The 25,961-nt window shown below is 73.8% G+C and carries 25 protein-coding genes, 1 tRNA gene and 1 pseudogene; 14 read left to right on the top strand and 13 right to left on the bottom strand.

The genetic code is table 11. The features are described from left to right. Nucleotides 1–112 precede the first annotated feature (112 nt). Nucleotides 113–2,245 carry a transglycosylase domain-containing protein gene (locus TPA0908_RS11825; protein ID WP_281937389.1) on the top strand — a complete coding sequence of 711 codons (2,133 nt, stop codon included), beginning with the start codon at nucleotides 113–115 and terminating at the stop codon, nucleotides 2,243–2,245. A 148-nt stretch (nucleotides 2,246–2,393) separates the two neighbouring features. Here the strand turns inward: TPA0908_RS11825 and TPA0908_RS11830 are convergent, their stop codons facing one another. Then, a complete protein-coding gene (locus TPA0908_RS11830) occupies nucleotides 2,394–2,963 on the bottom strand; it encodes a GNAT family N-acetyltransferase (RefSeq protein ID WP_281937391.1) in 570 nt (189 codons plus the stop codon). Next, nucleotides 2,960–4,330 carry a cobyrinate a,c-diamide synthase gene (locus tag TPA0908_RS11835; protein WP_281937392.1) on the bottom strand — a complete coding sequence of 457 codons (1,371 nt, stop codon included), beginning with the start codon at nucleotides 4,328–4,330 and terminating at the stop codon, nucleotides 2,960–2,962. The genes TPA0908_RS11830 and TPA0908_RS11835 overlap by 4 nt, the downstream gene beginning before the upstream one ends. 138 nt (nucleotides 4,331–4,468) lie before the next feature. Here TPA0908_RS11835 and TPA0908_RS11840 point away from each other — a divergent pair, with 138 nt between their 5' ends. Further along, a complete protein-coding gene (locus tag TPA0908_RS11840) occupies nucleotides 4,469–5,299 on the top strand; it encodes an SURF1 family cytochrome oxidase biogenesis protein (protein WP_281937395.1) in 831 nt (276 codons plus the stop codon). A gap of 16 nt (nucleotides 5,300–5,315) precedes the next feature. Here the strand turns inward: TPA0908_RS11840 and TPA0908_RS11845 are convergent, their stop codons facing one another. The 4 genes from TPA0908_RS11845 to TPA0908_RS11860 form a co-directional block, all read right to left on the bottom strand. Then, nucleotides 5,316–6,899 carry an ATP-dependent DNA ligase gene (locus TPA0908_RS11845; RefSeq protein WP_281937397.1) on the bottom strand — a complete coding sequence of 528 codons (1,584 nt, stop codon included), beginning with the start codon at nucleotides 6,897–6,899 and terminating at the stop codon, nucleotides 5,316–5,318. Nucleotides 6,900–7,141: 242 nt separating this feature from the next. Continuing rightward, nucleotides 7,142–7,348, bottom strand: a complete 207-nt coding sequence (locus TPA0908_RS11850) for a hypothetical protein (protein WP_174530387.1) — start codon at nucleotides 7,346–7,348, stop codon at nucleotides 7,142–7,144. Nucleotides 7,349–7,672: 324 nt separating this feature from the next. Continuing rightward, on the bottom strand, nucleotides 7,673–9,034 hold the full coding sequence (locus TPA0908_RS11855; RefSeq protein WP_281937399.1) for a dipeptidase: 1,362 nt from the start codon (nucleotides 9,032–9,034) through the stop codon (nucleotides 7,673–7,675). 21 nt (nucleotides 9,035–9,055) lie between these two features. Next, nucleotides 9,056–9,709, bottom strand: coding sequence for a uridine kinase family protein (locus tag TPA0908_RS11860; RefSeq protein ID WP_281937401.1), 654 nt, complete (start codon nucleotides 9,707–9,709; stop codon nucleotides 9,056–9,058). A 110-nt stretch (nucleotides 9,710–9,819) separates the two neighbouring features. Between TPA0908_RS11860 and TPA0908_RS11865 the strand changes: the two genes are divergently transcribed. Continuing rightward, on the top strand, nucleotides 9,820–10,221 hold the full coding sequence (locus tag TPA0908_RS11865) for a rhodanese-like domain-containing protein (protein ID WP_281938558.1): 402 nt from the start codon (nucleotides 9,820–9,822) through the stop codon (nucleotides 10,219–10,221). Here the strand turns inward: TPA0908_RS11865 and TPA0908_RS11870 are convergent. From TPA0908_RS11870 to ssb, 3 genes and pseudogenes are all read right to left on the bottom strand, one after another. Further along, nucleotides 10,120–11,852 (bottom strand): annotated as a pseudogene (locus TPA0908_RS11870) (cobyric acid synthase); the annotation flags it as partial. The gene TPA0908_RS11865 and the pseudogene TPA0908_RS11870 sit on opposite strands and share 102 nt — an antisense overlap. Next, nucleotides 11,849–12,919: a cobalamin biosynthesis protein gene (locus tag TPA0908_RS11875; RefSeq protein ID WP_374709202.1), complete on the bottom strand. Its 1,071-nt coding sequence runs from the start codon at nucleotides 12,917–12,919 to the stop codon at nucleotides 11,849–11,851. The pseudogene TPA0908_RS11870 and the gene TPA0908_RS11875, both read right to left, overlap by 4 nt. A gap of 153 nt (nucleotides 12,920–13,072) precedes the next feature. Further along, nucleotides 13,073–13,939, bottom strand: coding sequence for a single-stranded DNA-binding protein (gene ssb / locus TPA0908_RS11880; protein ID WP_281937405.1), 867 nt, complete (start codon nucleotides 13,937–13,939; stop codon nucleotides 13,073–13,075). A 285-nt stretch (nucleotides 13,940–14,224) separates the two neighbouring features. On the opposite strand from ssb, the gene TPA0908_RS11885 reads away from it, so the two are divergent. Together TPA0908_RS11885 and TPA0908_RS11890 are read left to right on the top strand one after the other, a co-directional pair. Continuing rightward, nucleotides 14,225–14,635 (top strand): HPF/RaiA family ribosome-associated protein, encoded by a 411-nt coding sequence (locus TPA0908_RS11885; RefSeq protein ID WP_107162685.1) that lies wholly within the window; start codon nucleotides 14,225–14,227, stop codon nucleotides 14,633–14,635. 178 nt (nucleotides 14,636–14,813) lie between these two features. Beyond that, the gene (locus tag TPA0908_RS11890; RefSeq protein ID WP_281937409.1) at nucleotides 14,814–15,839 is read left to right on the top strand and encodes an alpha/beta hydrolase; all 1,026 of its coding nucleotides are present in this window, start codon (nucleotides 14,814–14,816) and stop codon (nucleotides 15,837–15,839) included. A gap of 53 nt (nucleotides 15,840–15,892) precedes the next feature. Here the strand turns inward: TPA0908_RS11890 and TPA0908_RS11895 are convergent, their stop codons facing one another. Then, nucleotides 15,893–16,627 carry a hypothetical protein gene (locus TPA0908_RS11895; RefSeq protein ID WP_281937411.1) on the bottom strand — a complete coding sequence of 245 codons (735 nt, stop codon included), beginning with the start codon at nucleotides 16,625–16,627 and terminating at the stop codon, nucleotides 15,893–15,895. A 169-nt stretch (nucleotides 16,628–16,796) separates the two neighbouring features. Here TPA0908_RS11895 and TPA0908_RS11900 point away from each other — a divergent pair. From TPA0908_RS11900 to TPA0908_RS11915, 4 genes are all read left to right on the top strand, one after another. Further along, nucleotides 16,797–16,869 (top strand) — tRNA-Arg (locus TPA0908_RS11900). Nucleotides 16,870–16,949: 80 nt separating this feature from the next. Continuing rightward, a complete protein-coding gene (locus TPA0908_RS11905) occupies nucleotides 16,950–17,537 on the top strand; it encodes a hypothetical protein (RefSeq protein ID WP_281937412.1) in 588 nt (195 codons plus the stop codon). 196 nt (nucleotides 17,538–17,733) lie between these two features. After that, nucleotides 17,734–18,462: a response regulator transcription factor gene (locus TPA0908_RS11910; protein WP_308447832.1), complete on the top strand. Its 729-nt coding sequence runs from the start codon at nucleotides 17,734–17,736 to the stop codon at nucleotides 18,460–18,462. Nucleotides 18,463–18,873: 411 nt separating this feature from the next. Further along, nucleotides 18,874–19,794, top strand: coding sequence for an NHL repeat-containing protein (locus TPA0908_RS11915; RefSeq protein ID WP_281937416.1), 921 nt, complete (start codon nucleotides 18,874–18,876; stop codon nucleotides 19,792–19,794). Between the two features lie 140 nt (nucleotides 19,795–19,934). On the opposite strand, the gene TPA0908_RS11920 is transcribed toward TPA0908_RS11915, so the two are convergent. Continuing rightward, a complete protein-coding gene (locus tag TPA0908_RS11920; protein WP_281937418.1) occupies nucleotides 19,935–20,207 on the bottom strand; it encodes a hypothetical protein in 273 nt (90 codons plus the stop codon). 51 nt (nucleotides 20,208–20,258) lie between these two features. Between TPA0908_RS11920 and TPA0908_RS11925 the strand changes: the two genes are divergently transcribed. Further along, a complete protein-coding gene (locus TPA0908_RS11925) occupies nucleotides 20,259–20,723 on the top strand; it encodes a hypothetical protein (protein WP_281937420.1) in 465 nt (154 codons plus the stop codon). Nucleotides 20,724–20,751: 28 nt separating this feature from the next. Here TPA0908_RS11925 and TPA0908_RS11930 read toward each other — a convergent pair whose 3' ends face one another. After that, nucleotides 20,752–21,336, bottom strand: coding sequence for a hypothetical protein (locus TPA0908_RS11930; protein WP_281937422.1), 585 nt, complete (start codon nucleotides 21,334–21,336; stop codon nucleotides 20,752–20,754). Between the two features lie 78 nt (nucleotides 21,337–21,414). Continuing rightward, nucleotides 21,415–21,822, bottom strand: coding sequence for a TIGR03618 family F420-dependent PPOX class oxidoreductase (locus TPA0908_RS11935; protein ID WP_281937424.1), 408 nt, complete (start codon nucleotides 21,820–21,822; stop codon nucleotides 21,415–21,417). Between the two features lie 67 nt (nucleotides 21,823–21,889). Between TPA0908_RS11935 and TPA0908_RS11940 the strand changes: the two genes are divergently transcribed. From TPA0908_RS11940 to TPA0908_RS11955, 4 genes are all read left to right on the top strand, one after another. After that, nucleotides 21,890–22,723, top strand: a complete 834-nt coding sequence (locus TPA0908_RS11940; protein WP_281937426.1) for an alpha/beta fold hydrolase — start codon at nucleotides 21,890–21,892, stop codon at nucleotides 22,721–22,723. A 154-nt stretch (nucleotides 22,724–22,877) separates the two neighbouring features. Further along, a complete protein-coding gene (locus tag TPA0908_RS11945; protein ID WP_281937428.1) occupies nucleotides 22,878–24,056 on the top strand; it encodes a sensor histidine kinase in 1,179 nt (392 codons plus the stop codon). Then, nucleotides 24,046–25,266, top strand: coding sequence for a hypothetical protein (locus TPA0908_RS11950; protein WP_281937430.1), 1,221 nt, complete (start codon nucleotides 24,046–24,048; stop codon nucleotides 25,264–25,266). Before TPA0908_RS11945 ends, TPA0908_RS11950 begins: the two co-directional genes overlap by 11 nt. Next, on the top strand, nucleotides 25,236–25,952 hold the full coding sequence (locus TPA0908_RS11955; RefSeq protein ID WP_107157094.1) for a response regulator transcription factor: 717 nt from the start codon (nucleotides 25,236–25,238) through the stop codon (nucleotides 25,950–25,952). Before TPA0908_RS11950 ends, TPA0908_RS11955 begins: the two co-directional genes overlap by 31 nt. Nucleotides 25,953–25,961 lie beyond the last annotated feature (9 nt).

Below are 25,961 nucleotides of genomic sequence, written 5' to 3' on the forward strand. Positions count from 1 at the left end.
CCTGCCGGGAAGCCGCGTCCCGGGACAGCGCATCCCGGCGTGGGTCGCGTCACGGCTCGCCCGTTTATGAATTCTTCTCATTTCCGAATCGGAAATGTCATAGCTTGACCCCGTGAGCAACCGACCCCTTGCGTCCGCCGGTCGTGCCGTGCCCCTTCTCCGTGCCGGGCTGATCGCCGGCATCGTCGTCGCCGCCGCGTTGTACCCGATGGCCGCCGTCACCGGCATCGGCGCGAAGGCCACCGCGCACGCCGTGGAGCAGAAGACGAACATCCTCAAGACCGCGCTGCCGGCCGAGACCTCGTACCTCTACGCGCCCGACGGCAAGACCGTGCTGACCATGTTCTACGAGGAGTACCGGCAGTACACCAAGATCGAGAACATGTCGCCGAACATCCAGCAGGCGATCGTCGCCGCCGAGGACAACCGCTTCTACCAGCACCACGGCGTCGACCCGAAGGGCGTGGCGCGCGCCTTCGTCTCCAACGCCCGCTCCGGCGGCGTCTCCCAGGGCGCCTCGACGCTCACCATGCAATACGTCCGGATGGCGCTGCGGGACAGCGCGAGCACGCCGAAGGAGGTCCAGGAGGCCACCCAGCAGACCAGCCTGCGCAAGGTCAAGGAGATGCGCATGGCGCTCGACATCGAGAAGCACCTGAGCAAGGAGCAGATCCTCGAGCGCTACCTCAACTCGGCCTACTTCGGCCACCGGGCGTACGGCATCTACGCCGCCTCGCAGATCTTCTTCTCCAAGACGCCGGCCACGCTCACCCCGGTCGAGGCGGCCACGCTCGCGGGGCTGGTGAAGTCCCCCTCCGAGTACGACCCGATCACCTCCGACCAGAAGGACGCCACCGGCCGACGCAACTACGTGCTGGACAACATGGCCCGCCTCGGCTACCTGTCACCGGACGCCGCCGCCACGGCCAAGGCCCAGCCGATCAAGCTGAAGCTGACCGACCCGCCGAACGACTGCGCCGCGATCGACGGTGCGCACCGCGCCTGGGGCTTCTACTGCGACTACCTGAAGAACTGGTGGAGCGCCCAGCCCGCGTTCGGCGAGAACCGCCTCGAACGGATGGACAAGCTGCGTCGGGGCGGCTACCGGATCGTGCTCGCGCTCGACCCGAAGACGCAGGCGGCGGCCGAGAAGAACGTCGGCGCCAAGGACAACACCGGCAGCCCGTTCGCCAACGGCATCGTGGTCGCCGAGCCCGGCACCGGGCGGATCAAGGCGATGGCGGTGAACCGGAACTACTCGCTCGACCTGGCCGAGAACCCGAACAGCTCGAACCCGGAGGCCGGCCCGAAGGTCAAGGCGAACTACCCGAACACGGTGGCGCCGCTGCTCGGCGGCGGGACGCTCCCCGGCTACCAGGCCGGCTCCACGTTCAAGATGTTCCCGATGCTCGCCGCGCTCAACGCCGGGATGCCGCTGTCCACCGCGTACGACTCGCCCTACCGGTACCAGTCGGCGATCTACGACGGCTGGGCGCCGTCCAACGCCAGCGGCGCGATGACCGGCCGGCAGACCATGTGGTCCGGCTTCGGCAAGTCGGTGAACACCTACTTCGTGCAGTTGGAGGAGAAGGTCGGCGCGGACGCCGGGGTGCGCCTGGCCGAACAGCTCGGGCTGCGCTGGCGTACCGACGTGGACAAGGAGCAGGCGTCACCGGTCAAGGCGAGGAAGTGGGGCGCGTTCACGCTCGGCGTCTCCGACGCCACCCCGCTGGAGATGGCGAACGCGTACGCGGCCGTCGCCGCCGACGGACGCTACTGCGAGGCGATCCCGGTCAACGCGATCATGAATCGGGACGGCACGCCGGCCACCTGGTCCACGCCGGGCGGGGTGCGGCGGGAGGTGGCCAAGCCCCGGTGCCGCCAGGTGGTCAACGCGGACGCGGCCCGGGCCGCCACCGACGCGGCCCGCTGCCCGACCGGCGACACCCCGGCCAAGGGGAGCTGCGGCGGCTGGTCGACGGCGGACAGCGTACGGAAGACGGTCGGTCGGCCGGTCGCCGGCAAGACGGGCACCACGGACAGCACCCGGTCGGCGTGGTTCGTCGGCTACACCCCGGAGCTGGCCGCGGCGAGCTTCATCGCCGATCCGGACAACCCGTTCAACGCGGTGGGTGACGGGCAGTCCCAGATCCCGGTGAACGCGGTCGCCGAGACGCTGCGCGACGCCCTGAAGGGCCAACCGACGCGCCAGTTCACCCCGCCCTCCGACCAGATCGTCGGCTGACCGCCCCACCGACCGCCCGGGGGTGCGCCCGGGTTAGTTGATCAAGGAGTTTGCGCCCCGGGATCGCCCGATCCCCGACGCGAACTCCTTGATCGACATCGGGCGGGCGGGGCGGGACGCGGAAGGCGGGCCGGGGGCGGGTGGGGGCTCAGTGGAGGTCGGCGGCTACGAAGGACCACAGTTCCAGGTCGACGCGGGCGCCCCGGACGAAACCCGCGTTGCGGAGCAGGCCCTCGTAGCTGAAGCCGGCCTTCTCGGCAACCCGCCGGGAGGCGACGTTGCCCGGCGCCACCCGCAGCTCCACCCGCTGGAAGCCGTGCTCCAGGATCAACGCGATCGCCACCGCGTCCACCGCCTCCACCGCCAGGCCGAAGCCCCGGGCGTGCGGCGCGAGCGCGTACGACACCTCGGTGAGCCGGGCGCCCCAGTCGGTGCGCCGGGTCCAGAGGCAGCCGACCACCCGCTGGTCCTCCCGCCGCACCACCGCCCAGTGGTCACCGTCGCCGCTGTCCCGCCGCTGCCGGGCCAGCTCGGTGCACCAGGCCCGCCCGTCGATCTGCCCGGCCGCCTCGGCCAGCGGCAGCCAACGCTGGGTCTGCCGGTCGGCGAACACCTCGTCCACCGCCTCCGCGTCCACCGCGACCAGCCGGCGCACCTCGATCCGCGGAGTGGAGACGGTCAGCGCCGGGAACCGGCGTACCGCCACCTGACCGATCACGCCGGAGCCGCCACGGACGCCCGGGCGGCGGCCACCAGCCGCTCGGCGACACCGGGAAGCGCGGCCCAGTGCGGCACGAGCTGCGAGGCGTGCACCCCGTGGCGGACGAAGCCCTCCGGCGTGCCCCCGCCCCACTGCCAGGCCGGCCGGTCACCGGCCCGCGGCGTGAGCACCGCCGCGTGTTGCTTGTGCCCGGTCACCGTCACGCCGGCCGGGGCCACCACGCTGCCGGTGACCGCGGTGGCCTCCCGGTAGCCGACCACCAGGCCGTCCCGGACCGTGCCGACCGCGTCGAGCACCCCGCACATGGGCAGACCGTCCAGCTCACGGGCCAGCCACAGCAGGCCGGCCCCCTCGGCGACCACCGGCCGTCCGGAGCGGGCCAGCTCGGCCACCGCGATGCAGAGCCGGCGATTGGCGGAGAGTTGCTCCGCGTACGTCTCCGGGAGCGCGCCGCCGACGACCAGCGCGCGGGCCCCGGCGGGCAGCGCCTCGTCGCGCAGCGGATCGAGCGTGACCACCTCGGCGCCGGCGGCGCGCAGCAGCTCGACGGTCTCCGGATGGCTGTAGCTGCCGGCCGGGCCACCGGCCAGCGCGACCACCGGCCGCTCCGCGGCGTCCGACGGCCCGTCCGCCGGGTCGGGCGACCAGGGCTCGACGGTGAGCGCGGGGGCGGAGCGGGCCAGCGTGAGCAGCCGGTCGAGGTCGACGGTGGCGGCCACCGCCTCACCGAGCCGACGCACCCCGCGCTCGGCCTCGGCGTCGCCGCGCACCACCGGCGCGGCGCCGTGCCGGCGGGCGGGCAGCACCGGGGGCAGCTCGTGCCGGCGCAGCGCGCCGTAGACCGGCACCCCCACGTCGTCCAGCGCCTCCCGCAGCAGCGTCTCGTGCCGGGGCGAGGCCACCCGGTTGAGGATCACGCCGCCCAACCAGAGCTGCTCGTCGTACGCCCGGAAGCCGTGCACGAGCGCGGCCACCGACTGGCCCATCGCGGCCACGTCCACCACCAGCACCACCGGGCTGCGCAGCGCGGTGGCGACCGCGGCGGTGGACTCGCTCTCCGGCCGGCCGGCCACCGAGTCGTACAGCCCCATGGTGCCCTGCACCAGCGCGAGCCCGGCCCCGGCCGCACCGTGTGCGAAGAGCGGGCCGACCCGCTCCGGACCGACCAGCCGCGGGTCCAGCGTGCGCCCCGGCCGGCCGGCGGCCAGCCCGAGGTACGCCGCGTCCACCTGGTCCGGGCCGACCTTGAACCCGGCCACCGCAAGCCCCCGGTCGGCGAGGGCCGCGAGCAGGCCGAGGGAGAGGGCACCGGTGCCGTGCCCCGAGGAGGGCGCGCTCAGCACGACCCGCGGCACGTCGGTCATTCTCGACTCCTGGATCCTCCGGGTGATTTCCGCCCGCGTGACCATACCCGTCCGGTCCGCTCCACGACGGCCGCCCGCCGCCCCGATCACCGCCGGCAACCGCGAGTGGCCCCGCTCATACGGGTAGCCTTGACCACCGTGTACCGGTTCCTGCTGACCCCGCGCTGGCTGGGCTACCTGGCGCTGACCCTGGTGGCCGCCGCGGTGATGGTGTTCCTGGGCAACTGGCAGCTGGACCGTTACCACGGGCGGACGGCGGTCAACGAGCGGATCGACGCCGGCGCCACCATGACGCCCGCGCCGCTGCGGAACGCGCTGCCCGCGCCGACCGGTGGCCCGGGCAGCGTGGGCCCGGCCCCGGCGGAGCGCCTCACCTGGAGCCGGGTCACCGCCACCGGCCGCTACGACAACACCAACGTCGTCCTGATCCGCGGCCGGACCGTCGACAACACGGTCGGCTTCGAGGTGCTCACCCCGCTGGTGCTCGCCGACGGCACCGCGGTGCTCGTCGACCGCGGCTGGATCCCGCCCGTCCCGGGCGCCGGCGCGACCGTCCAGCCCTCCGTGCCGGTGGCGCCGGCCGGCGAGGTGACCGTCACCGGCCGGGTGGTCGGCAGCGAGAGCGGCGGCGGTGGGGTGGCCCGCCGCGACGGCAAGCTGGAGGCCCGCCGCATCGACATCTCCCGCCTGGCGAAGCAACTGCCCTACCCGGTGACCGGCGGATACGTGCTGCTGGACGGCCAGACGCCGGCCGCCGACCCGGCGTTCCAGGCGGTGCCGATCGGGCACACCAACAACTGGCAGAACTTCGGCTACGTGTGGCAGTGGTGGATCTTCGCGGTGATGAGCCTGGTCGGCTACGGCTGGGTGGCGCGCCGGGAGGCCCGCCGGCGGGCCGGCCTGGACGGCCCGCGTGTGCCGGTGGACCGGGCCGCCGAACCGGCAGCCGCCGGGCCCGCCGCCCCCTGAGCCCGGGCCGGCCGGCTCAGCCGGTGACCCGGCCGGCGTGGATCGCCCGGACCGCGTCGATCGTGTCCGCCTCGGCGGCGGTCTTGTCGTCCCGGTAGCGCACCACGCGCGCGAAGCGCAGCGCCATCCCGCCCGGGTAGCGGCTGCTGGTCTGCACCCCGTCGAAGGCGATCTCGACCACCTGCTCCGGCCACACCCGGACCACCCAGTCACCCTTCTCCACGGCCAGCGCCAGGAACCGCTCGGTCTGCCAACGCAGCAGCTCGTCGGTCAACCCCTTGAACGTCTTGCCGAGCATGACGAACTCGCCGGTGCCCGGGTCGCGGGCGCCGAGGTGCAGGTTGGACAGCCAGCCCTGGCGCCGGCCGCTGCCCCACTCCACCGCCAGCACCACCAGGTCGAGCGTGTGCCGGGGCTTGACCTTGACCCAGGCCGCGCCGCGCCGCCCGGCGTCGTAGGGCGCGGCCGGGTCCTTGACGACCACCCCCTCCTGGCCGGCGTCGACCGCCGCGGCGAACGCCGCCGCGGCCTGCGCCGCGTCGTCCACCTCCACCCGGCCGACCAGCAGCGCCGGGTCGACCGCGCGGGCCAGCGTCGCCCACCGCTCCCGCCCGGGCAGGTCGATCAGGTCGGCGCCGTCGAGGTGCAGCAGGTCGAAGAAGTACGGCGTGAGCACCGGCTCGCCGGCACGCTCGGCAGCGGCGAGCACGGCCGGCGCGACCGGGGTGCGGCCGGTGGTGCTGGGCGTGGTGCGCCGGGCCGCGTGGCTCGACGTCTGCTGGAACGGCAGCGGCCGGCCGGCGGCGTCCAGCCCGATCGCCTCGCCGTCGAGCACCAGCTCCCGGGCGGGCAACGCGCGGACGGCGGCCACCACCTCGGGCAGCCGGCCGGTGATCTCATCGAGGCTGCGGGTGAACACCGCGATGTCCTGCCCGGAACGGTGCACCTGGATGCGGATGCCGTCGAGCTTGACGTCGACCACCGCCGGCGTGCCGGTGGCGGTCAGCGCCTCGTCGACCGAGGGCGCACTCTGGGCCAGCATCGGCGCGAGCGGGCGGCCCACCTGGAGCCCGAACCCGGCCAGCGCGGCGGCGCCGCCGGTGAGCGCCGCGACCGCCACCGCCCGCAGGTCGCCGGCGAGCAGCAGGGCCCGCCGGACGACCGTGACCGGCACCTCGGCGGCCCGGGCCACCGCCTCGGCGAGCAGACCGGCCTGGGCGCCCTGACGCAGCTCCCCCCGGAACAGCCCGACCAGCAGGCGTTGCTCGTCGGCGGTCGCGGCGGCGAAGAGCCGGCCGACCAGCTCCCGCCGGCGGGCCTGGGAGCCGGTGCCGCCGACCCGGGAGATCTCCTCGATCGCCGCGTCGACGCCGGACACGGTCAGCGTCGGCGCGGCGGCCGGTGGCGGCAGGTCACGCAGCCCCGCCCAACCGACGCCGGTCTGTCGTTGGCGCAGCTCACCGGCGAGATAGCCGGCGCCGGCCGCGATCTCGGCCGGGTCGAGCCCGCGCAGTGCGGCGGCCAGCAGCTCCACCTTGGCCCGCCGACCACCGGTGGCACCGACCGCGGCCGAGGTGGCCGCCAGCTCCGCGAAACGCACGCCCACATCCTGCCAGTCACCTGTGACAGCGGGGCGCTTCCGGCGGCCCGGCCCACCGCATCGGGTGCGCCGGGCCGGCCGAATCGCCCCGCCGAGCCGATCGCGCGGCCGGTCGGCTCGCGCGGATCGCGCGGTCGGCCGGATCGCGCGGATCGCGCGGTCGGCCGGATCGCGCGGATCTTCCGGTCGGCCGGATCGCGCGGGTTGCGCAGCCGGGCGGATCGCGCGGCCGGGCGGGAGGGTCAGGCCGAGACCGGCTCCTCCACGCGCAGGCCGCGCCCGCGCACGCCGTCGGCGACCCGGGTGAGCAGCGCGTCGAGCGTGACCAGCGTGGCAGAGAGCTCACCGAGCTGTTCCTTGAGCGTGGCCTCGGGCCACGCGGAGACGTCGACGTCCCCCAGAGCACGGACGGCGGCCTGGAGCCGCACCATCTCGTCGTTCGTACGCATGTTCGAAAGGCTATAACACCCAGCTCGCCGACACACCGCAAACTCCGACATCCATCCCGAAGTTACGGTTTCGACACCGGGCGCGGCGCGACCGGGCGATGAGGTGGGTCGAAGGCGATATACCGCAGAGGCATAATTATGACCGTCAGGCATATCGCTTCCGACCGCATCGCCTCGCCCTTTCATCACCCACCGTGACGGCCGGCACCGTGACGCAGAGCCGGCCACCGTGACGCAGAGCCCGGCGCCGTGACGCAGCCGGGCATCGTGACGGCGCCGGCCGCCCTGACCACACCGGCCACCGTGCCTGCCGACGTCCGCCGGTCAGACGCGGCCCGCCTCGGCCACCTTGGCCAGCAGCAGCGCCTCGGCCAGGCAGACCCGGGCGAACTCCCCCAGGTGGAGGCTCTCGTTCGGGCCGTGCGCCCGGGCGTGCGGGTCCTCCACGCCGGTCACCAGGATCGCCGCCCGCGGGAACATCTCCTGGAACGTGGCGATGAACGGGATCGAGCCACCCACCCCGATGTCGACCGGGTCGGTGCCGTCCCAGGCACCCCGGAACGCGGCCCGCGCCGCGTCGAACATCGGCCCGCTGGCGTCGATCACGCACGGCGCGCCGTCGTGCTCGAACGTCACCGTCACCTGCGCGCCCCACGGCGCGTTCCGCTCCAGGTGCGCGGTCAGCGCGGCGTACGCCTTCTTCGGGTCGTCGCCCGGCGCCAGCCGTACGCTCAGCTTCGCCTTCGCGGCCGGGACCAGCGCGTTCGGTGCCTCGCCGGTGGCCGGCGCGTCGATGCCGAGGATCGCCAGCGCCGGCTTCGTCCAGAGCCGGTCGGTGATCCGGCCGGTGCCGAACAACCGCGCGCCGTCGACCAGGCCGACCTCCGCGCGGAACCGGTCCTCCGGGTAGTCGACGACGGCGCCCTCGCGGCCGGCCAGGCCGTCCACCGCGACGTCGCCGGCGTCGTCGTGCAGCGTGCCGAGCAGCCTCACCAGCGCGGTCAGCGCGTCCGGCACGGCGCCGCCGAACATGCCGCTGTGCACCGCGTGGTCGAGCGTGCGCACCTCCACGAAGCAGTTGACGATGCCGCGCAGCGAGGTGGTCAGCGCCGGCACACCGACGTCCCAGTTGGTGGAGTCGGCGATCACGATGACGTCCGAGGCGAGGTCGTCCCGGTGCTCGGCGAGCAGCCGCTCCAACGAGTCCGAGCCGTACTCCTCCTCGCCCTCGACGAACAGCACCACGCCCACCGGGAGCCGGTCGCCGAACGCGCGCAGCGCGGCCACGTGCGCCATGATCCCGGCCTTGTCGTCGGCGGCGCCCCGACCGTAGAGGCGGCCGTCGCGCTCCACCGGCTCGAACGGGTCGGACTCCCACAGCGACAGGTCCCCGACCGGTTGCACGTCGTGATGGGCGTAGAGCAGCACGGTGGGCGCGCCGGGCGGGGCCGCCTTCGTCCCGATCACCGCCGGCTGGCCGCCGGAACGGACGATCCGGGTGTCGAGGCCGCAGCCGCGCAGCAGCTCCGCCACCGCCTCGGCGGAGCGCTCCACGTGCGAGTGGTCGAAGCCCTCGAAGGCGATGCCCGGAATGCGGACGAGTCGTTCCAGGTCGGCACGGACACCGGGCAGTTCCCGCTCGACGGCGGCCCGCACGTCGGACTCGGAGATGATCGGAGTGGTCATGACCGGAATCGTATGCCGGCCTTACCCGGCCACGCCCTCCCAGCCCGGTCGCCGGCCGAGGCGCACGAAGTAGCGGTCCGCGTCGTGCGGCAGGTCGGGCGCACCGTTCACCACCAGGTCCACCGCCGCCGCGGTGCCGTCCGCGGTGAAGTGCGCCCGCTCCCCGGCGTGCCAGCGACGCAGCTCCGGCAGCACCTGGACCCCGTCGCGGGCCAGCGCCCGGGCCAGCCGCAGCTCGGCCGGCGCGGTCACCAGCACCGACAGCGTCAGCTCGGGGCGCACCGCGGCACGCGCCGCGCTCACCCCCTCGACGATCAGCACCGGCCCGGCCGGCACCGGCACCACCCGGTCCAGGAAGCGACGGCGGACCCAGCTGTACCGGCGGTGGCCGCCCGCCCGCCCGGCCCGTACCGGGCCGAGCACCCACTCCTCCAGGCGGGTCCAGAACGTGAGCTGGTCGTCCCATCCGTCGAGCAGGTCGTCGGTGCGGACCAAGGGCGGCCGGACGCCGCCCGGAACCGCCGCGAACGCGTCCGCGAGGCGCGTCGCGAACACGCTCTTGCCCGCGCCGCTCGGCCCGTCGACCGCCACCAGCCGGGTACGCCCCAACCGCGCCGGCCCGGCCAGCACCCGGCGGACCAACCCGGCGTACGCCTCGACCACCTCGACGGTCACCCGACCGACGCTAACGTTCCCCCGTCCGCTGGATCCTGCGACCCGGCGGGCCGTTTCACCGGGCGGCGCGGCGGCCCGGTGGGCATGATCTGGGGGTGCTCCATGACGTGATGTGTCCGGGCGTCGACGCCCTCCTGGAACAGGCCCGCGCCGGCCTCCGCCGGCTCACCCCGCACGAGACCGTCGAGGCGGTCCGCAACGGGGCGCTGCTGATCGACACCCGCACCGAGACGCAGCGTCGCGAGGAGGGCGAGCTGCCCGGCGCGATCGTCATCGACCGCACGGTGCTGGAATGGCGGCTCGACCCGGCCAGCGCGTGGCGTATCCCGGAGGCCATCGGGTACGACCGCGAGATCGTGGTCGTGTGCCGCCAGGGCTACAGCTCCAGCCTGGCCGCCGCCAGCCTCCAGACGCTCGGGCTGCGTCAGGCGACCGACATGATCGGCGGCGTGCAGGGCTGGCGGGAGGCCGGGCTGCCGATGTCCGACCGCCCGGCCGACGTACGCGTCTGAGCCACCCCGCCGCCCGTTCGCGGCAGCCGGCTGCATTCGTGGTCGCCCGTTCGCGGCGACCGGTGCCGGCGGCCCGACGCGGCGGTTCAGTCGGGTGCGCCGGGTGGCACGAACGGCAGGCCCGGCGGCGGGCCGGACTCGATCAACCGCCACAACGCGTCGGTGTCGAGGTGCTCCTCCACCAGGTCGCCGAGCAGGTCCAGGGTCCGTTCCCGGGCCGCCGCGAACGACGTGTCCGGCGCGACCTTGAAGCCGGTCCGGCCGGCCACGCCGGCGACCTCGGCGAGGAACCGGCGACGGAACGCGTCGGATTCGAACGCGCCGTGCCAGTGCGTGCCGTACACCGCGCCGAGCCGGGCGCCCTCGCCGGTGCCGTCGGCGTACCGCAGCAGCGGCGGCAGGCCCGGGTCGGCGGCGGAGACCCGACCGTGGTGGATCTCGTACCCGTCCACCGGCACGTCCGTGTCGCCGGCCGCCGTGCCCTCGGCCCGGCGGACCGTCTTGCGCCTGTCGAACGTGACCTCGACCGGCAGCAGGCCGAGGCCGGGGACGCTGCCCCGACGGCTCTCCACCGGGTCGTGGATCGCCCGGCCGAGCATCTGGAACCCGCCGCAGATGCCGAGCAGCGGACGGCCGGCGGCGGCGTGCCCGAGGACCGCGTCGGCCAGGCCGGTCTCCCGCAGCCAGGCCAGGTCGGCGACCGTCGACTTCGAGCCGGGCAGCACCACCAGGTCCGCGGCGGCCAGCTCGGCCGGTTCGACGGTCAGCCGCACCCGGACCCCGGGCTCGGTGGCGAGCGCCTCCACGTCGGTGGCGTTGCTGACCCGGGGCAGCCGGACGACTGCCACGTCGAGCCAGTCGGTGCCGCGCGGCGCCGCCGGCCGCCCGAGCACCCGCCCGTACGCGAGCGAGTCCTCCGCGTCCAGCCACAGGTCCAACGCCCAGGGCAGCACCCCATACGTGGGGCGGCCGGTGACCCGGTGCAGCATGTCCAGCCCGGGGCGGAGCAACCCGAGATCGCCCCGGAACTTGTTGATCACGAAGCCGGCGACGAGCGCCTGGTCGGCGGCGTCGAGCAGCGCCACGGTGCCGAACATCGAGGCGAACACGCCGCCCCGGTCGATGTCGCCGACCACGATCGCCGGCAGGCCGGCCTGCCGGGCCAGCCCCATGTTGACGTAGTCGCCGGCCCGCAGGTTGATCTCCGCCGGGCTGCCCGCGCCCTCGCAGATCACCACGTCGTACTCGGCGCGCAGCTCGGCCAGCGCCGCGTACGCGGCGGCGGCGAGCCGGGGGCGCAACGCGTGGTAGTTGCCGGCGGTGACCGTGTCGACCGCCTCACCGAGCAGCACCACCTGGCTGGCGAGGTCGCTTCCCGGCTTGAGCAGCACCGGGTTGAAGCGCAGGTCGGGGGCGAGCCCGGCGGCGGCGGCCTGCATCGCCTGCGCCCGGCCCAGCTCGCCGCCCCGGCCGTCCGGGCCGACCACCACCGCCGAGTTGTTGGACATGTTCTGCGCCTTGAACGGGGCGACCCGGACACCCCGGCGGCGCAGCCAGCGACAGATGCCGGCGGTGAGCACGCTCTTGCCGGCGTCGGAGGTGGTGCCGGCGACCAGCAGCCCGCCGCTCACCGCCCGCTCCCCCGGTTGGCGACCGATCCCGCCGGCGAAGCCCCGGCCACCGCCCGGGAGCCGGCCACCGCCGACCAGCCGGCCACCGTGCGCAGCGCGGCCCGGCCGGCGGCACCGGCGAGCCGACCCACCGTCACCGGGTAGAGCGCGGCCAGGCCGAGCGCGGCCAACCCCACCGCGCCGGAGACCCGGGCGGCCCGCTGCAGGTGCCGCGCCTCCGGTCGAGGCCCGTCACCGAGGAACGGCCGCGTCTCCGAGCGACCGAAATACACGTTGCGCCCGCCCAGCCGGACGCCGAGCGCACCGGCCATCGCCGCCTCGCACTGCCCGGCGTTCGGGCTCGGATGGTCGGCCCGGTCCCGTCGCCACACGTGCCACGCGGCGGCGCGGTTCCCGTGCGCCACCGGCGCGACGGCCACGGTGAGCAGCCCGGTCAGCCGGGACGGCACCAGGTTGAGCAGATCGTCCAGCCGGGCGGCCGGGGTGCCGAAGCGGGCGTACCGGCGCGAGCGGTGACCGACCATCGCGTCGAGCGTGTTCGCCGCCCGGTAGCCGAGCAGGCCGGGAAGCCCCGCGACCGCGCCCCAGACCAGCGGCGCGACCACCGCGTCGGAGGTGTTCTCGGCGACCGACTCGACGGTGGCCCGGGCCAGCTCCGGTTCGTCGAGCGTCGACGGGTCCCGTCCGCAGAGATGACCGAGGCGGGCCCGCGCGGCGGGCAGGTCGGCCCGGCGCAGTGCCCGCGCCATCACCCGGGACTCGTGCCGCAGCGTCCGCCCGCCGAGCACCGTCCAGGTGCCGGCGGCCACCAGCGCGGCCCGTGCCACCGGATGCCGTCGGGTGACGCGCCCGGCGGCGGCCCCGAGCAGCACCGGCGCGCCGACCGCGAGCGCGGTGAACACGACGCCGGCCGCGCGGTCCGGACGGTAGACCCGCCGCTCCAGCGTACCGGCGGCGCGGCCGAAGCCGGCCACCGGATGCAACCGGCGCGGGTCGCCGAACAGCGCGTCGAGCGCGTATCCCGCCACCAGCCCGGTCGCGTTCGCCATCGCGGTCGCCTGCCGCACCCGTCACCACCTCCGGCCGGCCAGCCTAGCCGTACCGGCGGTCCGGAGCGGGCCGTGCCGCGGGGTGGCAGCGCCGACGCCGCCACCCCGCACCCCCGTTGCCCGTTGCCCGGCCGGCCGCTCAGGCAGGCACCGGCGTACGCCGCCGGCCGCTCACGCAGGCACCGGCGTACGCCGCCGGCCGCGACGGCCCGAGGCAGCCCCGCCGGCGGACGCCGCACCGGCCGACCCCGCACCGCCCGACCCGTCCTCGGTCGGCAGCTCGGCCTCGGCCGGCAGCTCGATCTCGGCCAACTCGTCGTCCTCGGCCAGCGCCGGCCCGTCCCCCTCCTCGGCGGCCAGCTCGTCGTCCTCGCCCACCCCCGGTCCACCGAGCCGGGTGTCCCGGCCGGCGGTCGGGCCGCCGCCCGGCCGCGTCCCGCCGCCGGTCCCCGGGCCGGCGGGCCGGTCGTCGAACGGGTCGAGTTCGATCACCCGGTCCAGCGTGCCGGTGAGGCCGACCCGTGCCGGCCCGAACTCCGGCGGCGGAAAGTCGTCGTCGAGCGGCCGGTCGTCGAACCGGGCCGGCACCTGCTCGTCGGGCACCGGCTCGGTCGCCTCGCCGTGCACCCGCTGCTCCGCCTCGGCGTCCTCGACCGAGCTGGTGGCCGCGCGTGGCTGGTTGCGCAGGAAGCGCGACCGGCCCCGGGACAGGTCGTGCCCGACCGCGACCGCCTCCAGCTCGTAGAGCGTGCGGTGGTTACCGGCCTCGTCGGTCCAGTCCCGGGTGTAGAGGCGGCCGGCGACGATCACCGGATCGCCCACCGCCACCGAGGCGGCCACGCCCTCGGCCAGGCGTCGCCAGCAGTTGACGCGGACCCGCAGGCTGTTGCCGTCGACCCAGCGGCCGCTGTCCCGGTCGAGCCGGCGGGCGGTCGAGGCGACCTTGAAGTTGGCCACCAGCGTTCCGCTCTGCGTGGTCCGCCGCCACTCCGGCGCGGTCAGCACGTTGCCGACGATCGTGACGTAGGTATCGAACATCGCCCCTCCCAGGGATCGGCTTGTCCGGGAGAGCGTGGGCCGGGACGACCCGCCCGGGCCACCCGCCGGCTCCCGCCTGTGGATGACGGACCGCCTTGTGGACAACCGCCTGATCAAGGTCCCGATCTGCTAGGCCGATGGCCCCTACGGCGTCGAACTGCGGGGACACATGATCGGAAAGTGACCGGCGCGGGGCGTTCCGGAAACCCGCCGGCTGGGTAAGTAATGATCAACCGAGAGAAAGGGAGCGCCGATGCTTCTCCGAGACGTCCGCGAGGCAGCGCGATGAGCGCCGTGGCGAACCCCGCGACCGTGGCCGAGTGCCTGCGGGTCGGCGCCGGGTTCTCCCAGGGTGACCGCAACTGGATCGCCGAGCAGTTCGGGACGCTTGACGCCCGACTCGCCAGCTTCCACGCCGACGCCACCGAGCTGGAGGTGTCGGTCAAGGACCGCGAGGCCCGGGGTCAGAAGGTGACGCTGGAGTGCTGGGTCGCCGGCCGGCAGAAGATCGTGACCACCTCGACCGAGGAGGACCTGCACGCCGCGCTCAACGACGTCCGGGACGATCTGCGCCGCAAGCTCAACGACGCGAAGACCCGGCAGGAGCCGCGCAGCAACAAGCACCTGCGCCCGACGGAGCAGCCCGCGGCCGTCCCGCTCCAGGTGGGCGAGCGCGAGGACGCCGAAACCGCCTGATTCCGGTACGCCCGCCCGCACGGTGCCGGCGGGCGGGCCACCACCGTTTCCGGTCAGGCGGGGGCCCCGCTCGACAGGTCGCTGTCAAGCGGGGCCCCCGCCTCTACCGAATGCGTTAAGCCGGGCCCCCTCCTTACACCCCTACCGCCGGGTAGCTCGGCGGCGTACCGTCGCGGTCGTGGAACCGGACGTGCTGGGGGCGCCCTACGAGCGGCGCACCATCGAGTTGGGCACCGACGACGAGGGGCCGGTGGTCGCGACCCTGGTCCGCCGGCGGGCCGACCGGCCGACCGGCCGCGCCGTGCTCTACGTGCACGGCTTCGTCGACTACTTCTTCCAGACCCACGTGGCCGACTTCTTCGCCGAGCGCGGCTGGGACTTCTACGCCCTCGACCTGCGGAAGTACGGCCGCAGCCTGCTGCCGCACCAGACCCCGAACTTCTGCCGTGACCTGAGCGACTACTTCCCCGAGCTGGACGCCGCCGCGGAGATCATCCGCGCCGAGGAGGGGCACGAGACCCTGCTCGCCATGGGCCACTCCACCGGCGGGCTGATCATCTCGCTCTGGGCGGACGCCCGCCGCGACGCCGGCCTGGTCGACGGCATCGTGCTGAACAGTCCCTTCTTCGACATCAACGCCCCCTGGGTGGTCCGTCGACCCCTCGCGGCCGCCGTCTCCCGCCTGGGCCGCCGGGCGCCGCAGCGCATCCTGCCGTTCGGGCTCGGCACCGTGTACGGCGAGAGCCTGCACGCCGACCACCGTGGCGAGTGGCGCTACGACCTGGAGTGGAAGCCGCTCGCCGGGTTCCCGGTCCGGGCCGGCTGGCTCAACGCGATCCGCACCGGCCAGCGCCGGCTACGCGCCGGCCTGGACATTCCCGTGCCGGTGCTGCTGGCCTGCTCCACCCGCACCTTCCGGGGCACGAAGTGGCACGACAGCGCCACCGGGGCCGACGCGGTGCTCGACGTGGAGCACATGGTCCGCTGGGCGCCCCGGCTCGGCCGGCACGTCACCCTGGCCCGCTTCGACGGCGGGTTGCACGACCTCACGCTGTCCAGTCCCGCCGTACGCGAAAAGGTCTTCGCGGAGGTCGGGCGCTGGGCGGAGGGTTTCCTCCGGGTGGGCCCGACCGAGCCGGAGACCGCGCCACCGGCCCCGCGCCGGCCGGCCGACGAACCGGCCGGCGCCACCGCCGAAGGCTGAACCGGCGGCCGACCCGACAATCCCGTCGCCGGCGCGGGCCCGGCCCGTACCGGTCAGCCGTCGACGACCTCGACGAGCGCGGACCGGATCCGGTCGAACGTGGCGACCGGGTGCCCACCGTCGCGGGACGGCAGCAGCACACCCAGGCAGTGCGGCACCGGCCCGCCGTCCGGCCCGGCCTCGACCGCGAAGACGGGCGCGCCCACGTAACCGGTGGGCAGCTCGGTGGTCACCCGCACCGAGTCGCCGTGCCGGGCGACCCGCTCGGCCACCGCCTCCAACGGCCGTGACCCGTCCTCGGCGACGCCCAGGGCCAGCACGAACGCCGAGTTGGGCGTCGCACCGATCCGGGCCACCGCGTCGGCCGGCGCGGCGACCGCCTCGGTCACCTGCTGGGTACGCCAGCGCCAGCCCCGGTCGTCGGCGTAGCCGTGCAGCCCACCGGTGGGCATCGCGGCCAGCCCCAGCTCCGGCAGGTGCAGCCAGTGGTCGGCGAAGCCGGCCAGCTCGATCGGCTCGTCCGCACCCTCGGCCGGCTCGGTGACGCTGGGCCGCAGCCCGATCTCCCCGTACGCCCGGTCGGTGAGCGCGTCGGCGGTGAGCAGCCACTCGTGCGCGATCTCCCCGTCGTCTGTCGCGCCGACCAGCTCGCTGTAGAAGAACGCGGTACCGACCGTGCCGGCCGGAGCCCCCGGTCCTGTCGCCCCGGAGACGGGCAGGATGGCCCGTCCGAGGTGCTGGCACAGCGCGAAGATGATCTCGTTTTCGGTGTCCTGGTCGAGCAGCATCCGCCGAGGGTACGGATCGAGATACGGTCGCCGGGCCGGGACCCGCCGGAACGGGGATGCCGGTCCGGGCACCGGCGTGGCACGCTGGGCGGCGACGTGGACGCGCCGACCCGTACCCCCGGCCGGGCCGGGGCCGGCGGTACCCTCTTGGCGCGACGATCGTCGACGCGCGCCCGTAGCTCAGCGGATAGAGCAGGGGACTTCTAATCCCAAGGCCGCAGGTTCGAATCCTGCCGGGCGCACACCTTCTTAGCTGCGGAAACGTTGGCCGGCACTGTTGGGTGACGGGGGCCCGCCCCACTCGGAGCCCACCGCGTCACCCGTGCCCAGCCGCAGCACTTCCACGGTGATGGCTGTTTGCCGGGTGCCTGGAACATCTCTCCTGAAGGCAAGTCAGCGAAGCCGGCACGGCAGCGATCGCCATGCCACGACGGTCGCCGACCACCCGCACGATCGTTGCGGCAGCCACGGCCCCCTCGTGGGATATCAGTCCATCGCCTATGGCAGTAGCATCTATCTCCAAACCTCAACAGCCCGGGACGAGATGGTGAATACCTGGTTGCAGGCCGGTATGGCGGTCGTGGTCGGTTTGATGACTGCGGCCGGTGCCTTGATCGGAGTCCGACTGTCCGTGCACGGGTCTGATCGGGCGACCGAACAGCGGGAGCTGGCAGGGCGTCGTGAGGAATGGTGGAGGCGCTTCACCTGGGCGGCAGAACTCGCACTAGATGATGCTCCGGTAAAGCGGGTCACAGGACTCAAGCTGCTGACCAAGCTCGCCCAGTCCGACTTGGCGAAGCGCGATGAGTGCCTGCTGATCGATGTGTTCCAAGGTCGTGTGCTCGACGAACTCTTGAGCGATCTCTCGGGTAACAGTGAGGGCGGCCATCGCTATGACCCAGCAGCGTGACATAACCGCAGAGCATGTGGCAGCCGCCCGACTGCGCCTCGTACTGGATCAAAAGCTCGGCCGAGAAACGCCCGAACCGGTCAGGTTCATTGCAAACTATCGCAACAAGTCGGCTACGCATACGCTGGCATCGTCGCAGCGCACAAAACCGACCGATCCTCAACGGGAGACAACCGGACCGACCGACCAGTCAACAGTGCCGCCCGACGATGAGGAAGCACCGCCACAATCCCGCATCAGCGTGGCAATCGTTGATCAGCATCCGATGGTAATCGAAGGCGCTCGCTCGTGGCTTGCCGCCGAACCTCGGCTGGCGCTGCGCTCGACCGGCGCGGACCTAGAGACTTTGCTCGCCGATGAACAGTCACCAGTCGACGTGATCCTGCTCGACTTGCGGTCGGGCGGTCGATTGGTGATCGACAAAATCGCCGAACTTAGTAGGGCAGGTAGGCGAGTGGTGGTCTACTCAGAAGACACGAGCCCTGATACTGCCATGTCGCTGCTGGAGGCAGGCGCAATCACCTTTCTTGGCAAGCATGAGTCGCGCGAGCACTTTGTCCAGGCACTACTTGCAGCGGCCAGCGATCAGCCCTACGTGCCACCCGTCCTGGCTGGAGCGATCGCTGCCGACCAGAGTGCCGACCGGCCGGTTCTATCTCCCAAGGAACGCGAGGCCCTGTTGCTCTGGTTTCAGTCAATGTCGAAGGCATCGGTGGCACGCCGAATGAGAATCAGCGAACACACCGTCAAGCAATATATCGATCGAGCCCGGATCAAGTACGCCCGGACCGGCCGACCCGCTGCGACCAAGGCAGCACTGTTGGCACGAGCCATTGAGGATGGCCTCGTTCACTCCGACGAGATCGGTCCCCATGCGCGCCACTCCGAACCGATCGAGCAGTCCGGCTACGGAGAAACGGCCTGACGTTCTGACCACGCATGCCACGGTGCCGGCCGCGTTCGTGCGGCAATGATGCTGGTAGCTCAACAGACGGAGCACTCTTGCGCAAGGGGCAAGGGTGCGGGGTTCGATCCCGCCTGCACGCTCGGGTGATGCTTACCCCACCGCTCCTGCGGTGCCACCGACACCAGCAGGTAAATGAGCCAGGTTGAGAATGCCGCAGGCGATCGTCGACCCGATGGCATTCCCGTTTCTGGGAAAGAATGGAAAGCCGCCAGCATGCGCGAATCTCTGCGCAGATGCTTCGCGGCCGATCGGCGAGTTCGACATGCGAGGCTCCGTGCGGCCGCCTGCCGAGCAATGACGAGGTAGCTCCGGCATTTGATCCACAGGTATCCATATATGTGTTCGCTCGCCTAGCGAAGGAGCACGACAGTGCACAGACGAACGCTCTTGGCCGCGGCCGTTGCCGCGCCCGTCGGGGTCGCCATCGGCGCGGCGCCGGCATCGGCCCACCACCGGAACGGCCGATATCCCTCGGTGATCAACCTGCCGAACGGGTTCTGCCCGGAGGGCATCGCCCGCGGCACCGGCACGAAGATCTACGTCAGCTCGATGGCCGACGGTTGTATCTGGTGCGCCGACCTGCGCACCGGCCACGGAATGCTGCTCGTGCCGCCGGTGGCCGGCACCCAGGCGACGGGATTGGCCGTCGAACGGGGCCGGATCTGGGCGGCCTGCGGCAACATGGGCGGCGCGGCCGTCTACCGTGAGTCGACAGGCGAGTGCCTGGCGACGTACGACTTCGGCGGCGGGTTCATCGACGGCGTGGCCGCCACGGACAAGGCCGTGTTCTTCACCGACTCGGAGAAGGCCAAGGTCTACTGCGTCGAGTTCGGCCGCCACGGGTCGCTGCCCGGGCAGTCGGGCGTACGCGCGCTGCCGTTGCCGGCCGGGCTCGGTGACCCCGACGCCTGCAACACGGGCATCGTCGCCGCCTGGGCGGGCAAGCTCATCGTGGTGCAGGCCAGGACCGGCCGGCTCTACTGCTTCGATCCCCGCGCGGGCATGGCCGCCCGGATCAGCACGGGCGGTGTGTCGGTCGCCAACGGCGACGGTCTCCTGCTCCGGGGGCGCACGCTGTACGTGGTGCGCAACCGGAACAGCGTGATCGCCAAGTTCCGTCTCAACGAGCAGCTCACCCGGGCCACGCCGATCGACGTGATCCGGGACTGCGACCTCGACGAGCCGTCGGCTGTGGTCTCCTTCGGCTCAAGCCTGTACGCGGTCAACGCGCGGTTGTCCGTACCGGCGACTCCCGACACCACGTACTGCGTCGTACGGGTGCGCGACTAATCATTCCTTTGGACATCCGGCCGGGTTATCCCCGGCCGGATTAAAGGTGCGCATCCAGCTGGCCGCCGCCCTGAGGTGACCCCGCGACACGTCGAGCAAACCGCCTGGCTCGTCCACGCCCAGCGCAGGACGCACGACCGCTACTCCCGCAGGTAGCCGGTGACCGGGTCGATGTCCCGGAGGAAGGCGCGGATGGCCTCCTCCATCTCCGCCCGGGTCATCGCCGGACCGGAACTGGTGAAGCCGTAGTCGTGCGGCCCACTCAACCAGTCGAAGTCGTAGACGGCGGGCCGCCCGAGCCGCCTTCTGACCCGAAACTCCTGCCCGTCGACCGTCATCATGATCGGCTCGTCCTTGGTATGGCGGGGTCCCACGTGTTCGGGCGCGAGGCCCGGCTCCGGTTCGGTCGACATACAGGATCCTCGGGGTCCGCGGGCGCGATCGTCTCGACCTATCATCGCCGCATGCGGAGCCGCATACAGAGCCGCACGCGCAGACACCTGCGAACGGTGCTGGGACTCGCGGTGGCCGGCGTGCTCGCCGTAGCACTCACCGTCGTCCTCGGCGTCCACGTCGCCCATCCTCGGGACGAGGACGGATACCTGGCCTACCTCCGGCAGTATGGCGACCGGCAGAGCGACGAGCCGCTTCCAACGCTGCCGCCGACCGCGGATCTGATCGCCGAGGGCGATGCGGCCTGCGGGTGGCTGCGCGAGCAGCCGTACGCGCTCTGGCGGCACGACCGACGGTACCGCGAGATGGTGGTCCACCAGCGCTACCTCGATCACCTCAGCGACCGCGCGCCGAGGTGGGGCAGCGCGCTGCCGGATCTGGCCTCGGTGGCGGGCGCCGCCTGGAGCCACCTCTGCGCGGCGGACCGGGAGCTGCGGCAACCCCGTCGCAATCCGTTCGCCCCCAGGCCGGACTGACCGACGGTCGGTCTCGTTTCAGGACGGGTCAGGCACCCTTCGCCGGCACGCCGGCCTCCAGTTGACCGATCACCGGGCCAAGCAGTTCGTTGAGTTCCCGCGTCAGCACGACGACCGCCCGCCGGGCCGCGGAGGCCACCGAATCCTCCGGACCGTCGGGAGCGGGCGGCAGGTCCCCGAGCGGGATCGGCGCCTCCACCTGAAGCGTGGCGCGCAGGTGCGGACTGCGCGTCAGGTCCTGGTCGGTCGGCGTCGTGTACTGGCCGAACAACTGCGGCCAGTCCCGCCATCCCCGGTCGCGTTGCCACTGCCGGGTCCAGGTGAGTTCGGCCGGCCATCGGGAGACCACCGACACGGCACCGATCAGGCTGCCGTCCCACGGGCTCGGCGCGCAGGTCGCCGACACGATCCGCCGGTGCCAGCGGACGTAGCCGGGTGTCAGCCCGGTGGCGAGCCGCCAGGCCGTCGCGGCGAAGGCGACCGGCGCGATGTCACCCCACGTGGCGGCGAATTCATCGGTACGCCGGAGCACCTCGTTCTCGAAGCGACCGCGCCCGGCGGCACCGCGCTCCCGATCGACGTTCTCGTCGAGCCAGAAGGCACGCTGTTCCACTGTCGTCCTCCCCGTCCGGACTCTCGTACCGGTCTACCACGACCGGCGCGCACATGAGATGCCCGCAGGTCCGAGGCGCTAGCGTGCCGTGCCGGCGAGCAGCCACCGCCGGACCGGGATCTCCAGCAGGACCCGTGCCCCGTCCGGCGTGACGGGTTTCCGGATGTCCCAACCCGCGTACTTGTCGGCGAAGGCGGCGACGACGGCGGGTGGGAAGTCGCCGTGGTGCAGCCGGGCGGCGCCCTCCGCGACGACCGGGTGGTCGCCACCCTCCAGCGCCAGGGAGACGCGCGGGTCCGCCGCCACGTTCCGGGCCTTGACGCTGCCGGCCTCGCAGCCGACCCACCAGACGTCGTCGGCGTGGACGAACCAGACCGGCGTCAGGTGCGGGGAGCCGTCCGGGCGCAGCGTGCACAGCCAGGCGTTGCGCTCGTGGGCGAGTCGCGCGTCGACGTCGGGCGGAAGAGGTGCCGGCGGTGGGGCCATCCGGAAAGTGCACCACATCCGCATCCGCGCGGGTGGGAGTGTCGGCGGTCGCCGCTAGGGTCCGTCCATGGTGACCGAGACGGATCTCCGCCGGCCCGACGGCCGCGTCCTGCACGTCTACGACACCGGCGGGGCGGGCCGGCTGCCCGTGTTCTGGCACCACGGCACGCCGAACGTCGGCGCCCCGCCGGCCCCGCTGTTCGCCGCCGCCGACCGCCTCGGGCTGCGCTGGGTGTCGCACGACCGGCCCGGTTACGGCGGCTCCACCCCGCTGCCGGATCGCGACGTCGCGTCGGCGGCGTCCGACGTGGCCGCGGTGGCCGACGCGTTGGGCCTCGACCGGTTCGCCGTGATGGGTCACTCCGGCGGCGGCCCGCACGCGCTGGCCTGCGGCGCGCTGCTGCCGGAGCGGGTGGTCGCGGTGGTGGTCGGCGCCGGGCTGGCGCCGTACGGCGCGGCCGGGCTGGACTGGTTCGCCGGCATGGCGCCGTCCGGGGCGGCGTCGCTGCGGGCCGCCGCCGCGGGACGGGCCGCCAAGGAGGCGCACGAGGCCGCCGACGAGTCGTACGATTTCGGGTTCACCGACACCGACCTGGCCGCGCTGCGCGCCGAGTGGTCCTGGTTCGACAGTGTGGTCGGCCCGGCGGTCGCGTCCGGTAAAGGTGGGCTGATCGACGACGATCTGGCGTACGTGCGGCCGTGGGGTTTCGATCCGGCCGACGTGGCGCGCCCGGTGCTGCTGCTGCACGGCGACCGCGACGGCATCGCGCCGGTGGCGCACGCCGAGTGGCTGGCCGGCCGTTGCCCGTCGGCCGAGTTGCGCCGTTTCCCCGAGGACGGGCACATCTCCGTGCTCCGGCACGCCGGGTCGGCCCTGGAGTGGCTGCGCCGGCACGACTGACCCGAAAACCGGACGGTCCAGCTCCGCTTTCGCCGGCCGGGTAGCGACGCGCCGCGTACCGAGGGTGACGGGTTCTGACAAAGCGTGTTATTCTCCGGCGTCAATCTTTGCCGTGCGGACCCGGACGGGTCGCTGCCGGAAGGACACCTCTCCGATGCCGGTGGCTGCCGCCACGACCCTGCCACGGTCCCCGTTGGACCGTCCGGCCGGCAGCGCGTTCACGCTGGTCTTCACCACGCTGCCGGCGCTGCTCCGGCTCACCTGCGGGCTGGTCGGCGCGGTGGTCGCCCTGTCGGTGCGGACGGCGCCGGTGCGGGTGGCGCTGCTGGTCCCGGCCGTCGTCGCGCTCACCGCGTGGTCCGGCTGGTACGCGGTCCGCGCGTTCCGGCACGGCGTCGGCGGCGCGTTGGTGGCCGGCGACGTGGCGCTGACCACCGCCGCCGCGCTGGCCGTGCCGTGGCTCGTCGCGCCGGAGGTGCTGCCCGGCGAGGCGAGCTGGGTGGCGGTGCTGGCCAGCACCACCGTGATCAACGCGCAGGCCACCGCGCCGGCCCGCTGGTCGGTGCCGGCCGGCCTGCTCGTCACCGCCGCCTACGCGACCGGCGCCACGCTGGCCGGGAACCCGGTCGAGGCCCGCGCGCACACCGGCACGCTGCTGGTGCAGACCGGCTGCGCGGCGGTGATGACCGCGGTGATGCGCGGCTGGCTCGGCCGGGCCGACGCCGCGTTCGCCGGCTACCAGCGGCTGTCCCGCGAGGCGGTGGTGGCGCGCGCCGCCCGCGAGGCGGAGCGGCGGCACAACCGGGACCTGCACGACACCGTGCTCGGCACGCTGACCATGGTCGGGCTGGGCGCGGTCGGAGGCAGTTCCGTGGCGCTGCGCGAGCGGTGCGCGGCGGATCTACGTACGCTCAGCGCCCTGGCCGGGGCGCGGACCGGGACCGCACCCGGCGAGGTGAACCTCGACGAGCGGCTGCGCACGGTGCTGGCCGGGCTGCCGGAGCTGACGGTGACCGCGACGCTGCCGCCGTGCCGGCTGCCGGCGGAGGTCGCCGCGGCGCTCGCCGACAGCGCCGCCGCCGCGCTGGCCAACGTGGCCCGGCACGCGCCGGGCGCGGCCACCACGCTGCGCCTGGTCCGCGTCGGCGGCGCCGTGGCGGTCGAGGTGGCCGACGACGGTCCCGGCTTCGACCCGAGCACGGTCCCGGCCCACCGGTACGGGCTGCGCGAGTCGATCCACGGGCGGATGGCCACCGTGGACGGCCGGGCGGTGGTGACTTCCGCCCCTGGCGCCGGCACCCGGGTCCGGCTGGAGTGGTCCGATGGCGGCTGAGTCGGGTACGACGCTGACGGGCGGGACCGCGGTGCACACCGGCCCGGCGGTGGGCGCGGCGCCCCGGTTCCGGCCGGTGGCACGCGCCGGGACGGCCGGGGCGGCGCCCCAGGCGCACGCCGTGGCGGACGCGTCGGACCGGGGCGCCCGGCTCGTGGCGGTCGGCATCGCGTTGGCCTGGCACCTGGCGGTCAGCCTGCCGGCGGTGCTGGCGGCGGGGCCGGGCATGGCCGCCCCGGCGGTGGTGGCGGCCGGCTGGCTGGTGACCGCGCTGGTCGGCGTCGCCACCGGCGTACGCCTGCTGGGTGGTGGTCTGCCCCCGTCCCGGCGGCTGGCCGCGGTGCTGCTGGCGGTCGACGCGGCGGTCTTCGCGGCGGCCGGTGAGCGGTTCCTGTTCACCACGGCCAACTGGGTCTGGGGCGGGTTGGCCTGGTTCTTCCTGCTGGTGCTCTGGCAGCGGCCGGTGCGCTGGCTGCTGGCGCTGCTCGCCGCGCACGCGACGATCGCGCTGGTGGCGGTGGTGCTGCACGGCACGACCGCGCCGGCCGACCTGAGCCGGTACGCGATGTACGTCTACGGCACCTCCACGTTGCCGGTGGCGGTCTTCGCCGGCGCGGCGGCGCTCACCGCGCTGGCCCGGGACCGGGCCGGAACCGCCGCGGCGACGCTGGCCGTGGCCGCCGAACGGGAGGCCGCCGAGCGGGCCCGGAGCGAACGGCAGGCCCGGCTCGCCCTGGTCAGCGGCACCGCCGAGGAGGTGCTGGCGGCGCTGGCGGCCGGCGACGCCGACCCGGCCGACCCGGCGGTACGCCGCCGCGCGGTGCTGGCCGCGGCCCGGCTGCGCCGGCTGATCGCCGAGTCCGACGACGTGCCCGACCCGCTACTGCACGAGTTGCGGGCCGCCGCCGACCTGGCCGAGCGGAACGGTCTGCCGATCGAGCTGGTGGCGGTCGGCACGCCGCCGGAACTGCCGGTCGACGTGCGGCGGGCCCTGGCCGACCCGCTCACGGCGGCGCTCGCCGGCGCCCGCGGCGGGGCGCGGCTGACGGTGGTCGCCGGCCCGGACGAGGTGGTGGTCAGCCTGGTGACACCGGATCACGACGGCTCGGACGATCCGCTGCCGCCGCCCGAGGGGAACGGGCCGGTAACGTACCTGCACGAGCGGGACGGGGAGATCAGATGGACGCAGACCCGCTGGCGGCAGGCGTGAACGCCGGGCAGCCGGTCGGGGTGGCGATCGTCGACGACCATCCCGTGGTGATCGACGGGGTGCGCGCCTGGCTCTCCTCCGAGCCGCGGTTGCGGGTGCTGGCGACCGGCGACGATCCCGACACGGTGCTGCGGGCCGCGCCGGGGGCCGAGGTGGTGCTGCTCGACCTGCGGCTGCACGGGCGGATGGTGCTCGACAAGCTGGCCGAGTTGAGCGCCGCCGGGCGGCGGGTGGTGGTCTACTCCGAACACACCGACCCGCAGACCATGCTGGCCGCGCTGGACGCGGGCGCGGTCGCGTTCCTCGCCAAGCACGAGGGGCGGGAACACTGCGTGGCCACCGTGCTGGCGGCGGCGAGCGACCGCCCGTACGTGCCGCCGGCACTGGCCGGCGCGATGGTCGGCGACGCCCGGCCGGACCGGCCGTCCCTGTCGGACAAGGAGCGTGAGGCGCTGCTGCTGTGGTTCCAGTCGATGTCGAAGGCGTCGGTGGCGCGCCGGATGCAGATCAGCGAGCACACCGTGAAGCAGTACGTGGACCGGGCCCGGATCAAGTACACCCGGGCCGGGCGTCCGGCGGCCACCAAGGCGGCGCTGCTCGCCCGCGCGATCGAGGACGGCCTCGTCCGACCGGAAGAGATCGGCATCTACCGGTCACAGGCGTCGGCCGACCGGCCGACCCCCTAACGGGTGTCA

Origin of the sequence: Micromonospora sp. AKA38 (genome assembly GCF_027925725.1) — a bacterium.
Classification (GTDB): Bacteria; Actinomycetota; Actinomycetes; order Mycobacteriales; family Micromonosporaceae; genus Micromonospora.

What these genes read in the sequence shown, in the direction of transcription:
- TPA0908_RS11940 (WP_281937426.1), top strand. Translation starts at nt 21,890, where the DNA reads ATGGTGACCGAGACGGATCTCCGCCGGCCCGACGGCCGCGTCCTGCAC.
- TPA0908_RS11955 (WP_107157094.1), top strand. Translation starts at nt 25,236, where the DNA reads ATGGACGCAGACCCGCTGGCGGCAGGCGTGAACGCCGGGCAGCCGGTC.
- TPA0908_RS11925 (WP_281937420.1), top strand. Translation starts at nt 20,259, where the DNA reads ATGCGGAGCCGCATACAGAGCCGCACGCGCAGACACCTGCGAACGGTG.
- TPA0908_RS11850 (WP_174530387.1), bottom strand. Translation starts at nt 7,348, where the DNA reads ATGCGTACGAACGACGAGATGGTGCGGCTCCAGGCCGCCGTCCGTGCT.
- TPA0908_RS11950 (WP_281937430.1), top strand. Translation starts at nt 24,046, where the DNA reads ATGGCGGCTGAGTCGGGTACGACGCTGACGGGCGGGACCGCGGTGCAC.
- TPA0908_RS11885 (WP_107162685.1), top strand. Translation starts at nt 14,225, where the DNA reads ATGAGCGCCGTGGCGAACCCCGCGACCGTGGCCGAGTGCCTGCGGGTC.
- TPA0908_RS11855 (WP_281937399.1), bottom strand. Translation starts at nt 9,034, where the DNA reads ATGACCACTCCGATCATCTCCGAGTCCGACGTGCGGGCCGCCGTCGAG.
- TPA0908_RS11835 (WP_281937392.1), bottom strand. Translation starts at nt 4,330, where the DNA reads ATGACCGACGTGCCGCGGGTCGTGCTGAGCGCGCCCTCCTCGGGGCAC.
- TPA0908_RS11865 (WP_281938558.1), top strand. Translation starts at nt 9,820, where the DNA reads ATGTGTCCGGGCGTCGACGCCCTCCTGGAACAGGCCCGCGCCGGCCTC.
- TPA0908_RS11920 (WP_281937418.1), bottom strand. Translation starts at nt 20,207, where the DNA reads ATGTCGACCGAACCGGAGCCGGGCCTCGCGCCCGAACACGTGGGACCC.
- ssb (WP_281937405.1), bottom strand. Translation starts at nt 13,939, where the DNA reads ATGTTCGATACCTACGTCACGATCGTCGGCAACGTGCTGACCGCGCCG.
- TPA0908_RS11935 (WP_281937424.1), bottom strand. Translation starts at nt 21,822, where the DNA reads ATGGCCCCACCGCCGGCACCTCTTCCGCCCGACGTCGACGCGCGACTC.
- TPA0908_RS11895 (WP_281937411.1), bottom strand. Translation starts at nt 16,627, where the DNA reads ATGCTGCTCGACCAGGACACCGAAAACGAGATCATCTTCGCGCTGTGC.
- TPA0908_RS11945 (WP_281937428.1), top strand. Translation starts at nt 22,878, where the DNA reads ATGCCGGTGGCTGCCGCCACGACCCTGCCACGGTCCCCGTTGGACCGT.